The sequence below is a fragment of the Nguyenibacter vanlangensis genome, assembly GCF_013376155.1.
Taxonomy (GTDB): Bacteria; Pseudomonadota; Alphaproteobacteria; order Acetobacterales; family Acetobacteraceae; genus Gluconacetobacter; species Gluconacetobacter vanlangensis.
Window position 1 is genome coordinate 1 of sequence record NZ_JABXXP010000215.1, and the last position, 4,620, is coordinate 4,620.

Here is a 4,620-nt window from a genome sequence, read left to right on the forward strand (position 1 = left end):
TAGGCGAACGGATAGGCACGGCTGACACGGTCGAGCGGGGTTGCGTCCATGCGCACGAAACAATCGGCAATCCGGTCGATCGCCCGGCCGGAGATCGCGTCGAGCCGTCCCGTCACCATCGCGGTTTCCACGATATAGGCATGCGACAAACCGTTGAGGAAGAAATTCGCGCCGGGGTCCACGACATCGAGATAGTGGACCAGTTCGTCGACGATTGCGCCCTCGCCGCCGATCTCCTGCGACATCTTGCCGAGATTATGCAGCGCGATGAGGTAATACAGCCCCTGATGCATCTTCTCCGGCGGCTCCAGCTCGGCCCAGAGCGGCTTCAGCTCAGCCAGCCGATCGTGCCCCATCGTCGCATAGGATGTCCGCCCCGAGACCGCGATCGCGTTCAGCATGGTCACGCGCGGGTAGATCTTGACATAGGCCGGCGAGATCGGCTGCGGGAAGCGCAGCGGGAAGCTGATCTCGTCATCCCGATCGACATAGTCCAGCACCTCCTTCATGAAGTCGGTGCCGTCATCGAAGATCATGCCGTCCAGCCCGATGGCCGACAGCACCGAGAACAGCATCGAGCAGCCGCGCCCCTTGAAGAAGGGAGATGGGACCGTCTGGATCAGGCCGAGAGCCTCCCTGACGTAATTGCGGCGGCCTTCGATCAGTTTCCTCTCCAGCCCTGCCTGCCCCATGCCCAGGAAGAGCGAGGTGTAGGCGAACAGCTTCTCGTATTCGCCGTGGTTCCCGGCATTTTCGTCCTTGATCTGGTCGGGCTGAATCCGATCGACCGCCGCCAGCATTTCCTCGGCGAAATCGCACTCGGCATTGACGAGCAACGACACATCGAGACGCAATTTGGCAAAGGCGTCGAACAGGATGCCGCCGCCGACGACGGCATAATAGGGATTCTTCTCCGCGCGCAGCGCATCCATCAGCCTGACCGCGCTGGCCTTGAGCCCGTCGCCATCCGGTTTGGCGCCCGGACGACACACCTCGACCGCCAGATCGGCCAGAAGCAGCGCGAACAGCAGATAGCCCTGGGGCCTGGAAATCCTGCGCAGCAGGATGTCCTTCGCCTGGCCGACGACGGACGCGAGGGATTCATTATAATCGACAGGATACTGGCCAAGGGCGAGCCCCCGGACCATACGGCTCCAGGGCGTGGAGATGACTCGCGATTCGGGCGCCAAAGCCGCCATGCCGAGGCGCGACAGCGCGGGATTGGGAGTTGTGACCATCACATTCTTCCTTCCAGGAGGCTCAACGGCCGGCAACCGTGTCCGACAGGAGATTGGAGCGGGGCGGCGATCGGGCGGAATCGTTCGATCGCGTGAAGATGCCCGCCAAAACAAGAGGCCAGGGTCATATCCGTGTACGGATATGACCCTGGGGTATCGAGTGAAAGACCGGTCCGGCCGCTATGCGTCCACGGTATCAGCCAATGTGGCCCTGGACGGAGACGCCGCCGCATAATCCGGCACGGGGACGCCCAGGAATTTCCGGCGCTTGCCCTCCAGCATTTCGAGCGACCAGTTCAGCCAGCGGATGCCTTCGCAGAAGATGGCCACCGGACGCCGCTGCACGAGATACGAATCGACCAGAGTACCGTCGAGTTCCATCTGGAAATGGAAGGGCGGCATGGCGGTGAAATGAGCCCCCATCATGAACACGAACCGGACCAGCCAGTTCGGATCCTCGGCAACCGCCGCGGAATGCGGATTGTCGAGATCGTAGAGCTTGCGCATCACCGGCGCGAAATAGCGCTCCATGCCCGTGACATCGGGGCGCTCGTCGATGTCGATGTTACGTTCGGTCAGGTCCTCGACCCTGTAGGACCGCTCATACGGATTGCCCGGCTCGTAGCGGATCTCGATCTCGGGTGTCTGCCCTTCCCCGACCGAAACCGACAGGTCGAAACGCTCGTGATGCACTTCGTCGTAATGACCGAGCGAATTGTGCCAGGGCTTGTTGTCATACATCGGGTCGTCGCGCGTCTCGGCACCCTCGCTGTCAAAGCCGATCGCGCGCGGATCGAGGAACCGCAGATCGATCGACACCGCCGTAATGGCGTCCAGCGCGGCCTCGATTTCGGCATCCGGCGCGTTTCCTTCGATCAGCGCCTGGGCCCGCAGCAGAGGCGCCAGGTTGTTGATCTTGATGTTCTCGGTGTTGGTGTCCCCCATGACGAGGGCGTGGAAGCGCGGCTCCAGCACATCGCAATAGGCCGCGTTTTCCCGCAGGATGCCCAGGATCGTCCGGAAGTTCCGGTAGCGGACCCCATTGATGACGATATGTCCGGTATCGAGAAGTTTCTCATTGAAGGTATTCGGCGCGGTGCGCCGGCACAGGTCCAGGCGATCCTCGATCTTGCGGAAATAGGACGCCTCCAGCGTTTCGCCCGGCGACGCCGTGCGCCGCAGGCTGTGCACGTCGTTGCGCAACACGATGGCGATCTGCTCGTAGATACGGGCCACGATCGCCGGCGGCGGGCTGCAGCGCTCGACGTAACGGCTGACCTCCTCTCCCGGCACGAAGCTCATCTCATAGATCAGTTCCTTGAAGGTGGGCCGATCGGTTTCCTTGAGATAATGGGTCGGCACCGGGATCTCGCGTTCGAGGATATCGAACACGCGCGGAAAGTAGCGGCGCGCCGGATCCGGCAAGGCCTGCAGGAACTCGGCCTGCCTCTTGGCCTTGGTAAAGGGAGGCAGCATGACGCCGGTCCCCTCCGGATTCCAGCCAACGGCGATCAGGGCTTCGCTCAGGATCTTCCGAACGATGACATTTTCATGCTGCATGATGGTCCTCCGCGGTGACGAACATCGTCATGGATTCGCTGCCGCCCTTTCCGAACCCCAGGACGCGCTCGCCAAGTTTGATGTAGGAGAAGACGGTGCTGCTCAGGATCTTTCGCCCCCGGGCGAAATGCAGCACGCGCTGGTTGTCGTCGGTAAGGGACGACACGCATCCATGTTCCAGGGCTTCCAGGGACGCGCTGTGGCTGCGTTGCGCAATCTCTTCCGGTGTGGCCACGATGGTGACCGCGCTCCCGTAAGGCGCCGTATCGAATGTCTCCTGGTCCGGATCCGAGCCGAGGCAGACGATCTGGACGTCCCCATTGAGACGGAGATAGCGGCGCCGCGCGTCGAATGCCGGCTGTTCGAACAGATGCCGCGTCGCCGTCGCGATGTCCTTGGCTGCCGCCAGAGGGACACCGGTGACGGAAACGAGCGGCGAGGCGGCCTCGCGGAGGCGCCCGAGAATATCGCCGATCCCGTCCGTCGGATTTGCGTCCGACGCCGTCACGCCGCGCAAGTGATTGGCATAGAGCGCGACCGCATCCTCGACGTCCAGCGCATCCGCTGCACAGAGCGCAACGCACCAGCCGAGGAGATCACCGCCCGCATGGTAATAGTCGTGGGACATGAAGATGGCCGGACGTTCCACCCGCAGCAGCAGCAGCATCGAAAGCTGGTGGAGGATCTGAAGCGTTGCGACCGCCTGCGGGGACATCACGCCGATCGGCTCCCGCCCCGCGGTCTCGGCACCGACGTCAAGCGACAGCACCGAGGCGAACGTGCCGTAGAGCGATGCGACCTGCTCGTGATGCTCGGCCATGCGGCGGGCGCTGCGGATCAGATCCAGGACCGGAACGCCGTCCAGACGGCTGAAATAGAAGACCAGCGCTTCCGGCGTCCAGCGGCCGGCGGAGCACCGGTCCGTCACCGAGCCGTCCGGCTTGAGTACCTTGATCTCCGTGGTCACGCGGCCCAGCGTATGGCTGTCTCCTACGACGGTCTTCTTCGCCTGCACCTGGAGTGCGAGTTCCCCTCCAGCAAGGTCGAGATCGTCGCGGGCCGCGGATGTGTGCTGGTAGATTTCCAGGAACCGGCGCAATGGCCGGGGGATGGACTTGCGGGAGGCGAGTTGAAAGCCCGCGATCAGGCGGGTGAACTCCCGGACCAGGAACTCCTTTACCAAGGGATAGCACGCCGGCACGCCGAACATCTGCCTCAGGACGGCCAGATCACCCTCCTGGAGGCTCACCGCTCCTTCTGCGTCGCGGGCCGCGATGCCGCCGACCTCATGCAGCAGGGTCGCGGCCGCCACGAGGGCATCCGTATCCTTCTGGCCGCCGGCATAGGCGATCGCCGGCAGGGTGAGTCCGTTGTCCACCAGAAGCTGGACCGATTTTCCGCCCTGGCCGAGTTCGATCACGACGTTTCCACCGACATGCTCGCAATTATCGGCGGTCCAGCGTGATTCCATAACGCAATCGATGATCGACAGGACGGCGTCGCGAACGTCCGCGGCCTGGCGGACGATGCGATTTGCATGATTGCAGATGAGGGGCGTATGCGCGTCCCGGAACAGAATGCCCTCGCTGTCCATCATGCGGGCGAATGCCTCGCGAACGGGCGCCATCCGGGCCGCATGGGCCATGAAACTTGTCGGCTCTTTCAGCTCCTTCACCGTGATGTCCGGGAAGTTGCGCATGAAGAAGCCGAAACTTTCCCGGACACCCGACCGCACATAGACATTCGCCTGGTTCGCGGCGTAGGTCTTGTGCAGCTCCACATCCGAGACGTCGTAGGCGTCGCTGATCGCCACCAGGACGCG

3 protein-coding genes are annotated in these 4,620 nt (G+C 63.1%); all 3 read right to left on the reverse strand.

Annotation, left to right across the window (positions count from 1 at the left end):
* Positions 1 to 1,238, reverse strand: a 1,238-nt coding sequence (locus HUK84_RS10955) for a hypothetical protein (RefSeq protein WP_176640332.1), incomplete at its 3' end; no start/stop codon positions are given.
* 180 nt (positions 1,239 to 1,418) lie between these two features.
* A complete protein-coding gene (locus tag HUK84_RS10960; RefSeq protein ID WP_176640333.1) occupies positions 1,419 to 2,798 on the reverse strand; it encodes a hypothetical protein in 1,380 nt (459 codons plus the stop codon).
* Positions 2,788 to 4,620 (reverse strand): hypothetical protein (locus HUK84_RS10965; RefSeq protein WP_218064323.1); only part of this gene is annotated, 1,833 nt, incomplete at its 5' end. The genes HUK84_RS10965 and HUK84_RS10960, both read right to left, overlap by 11 nt.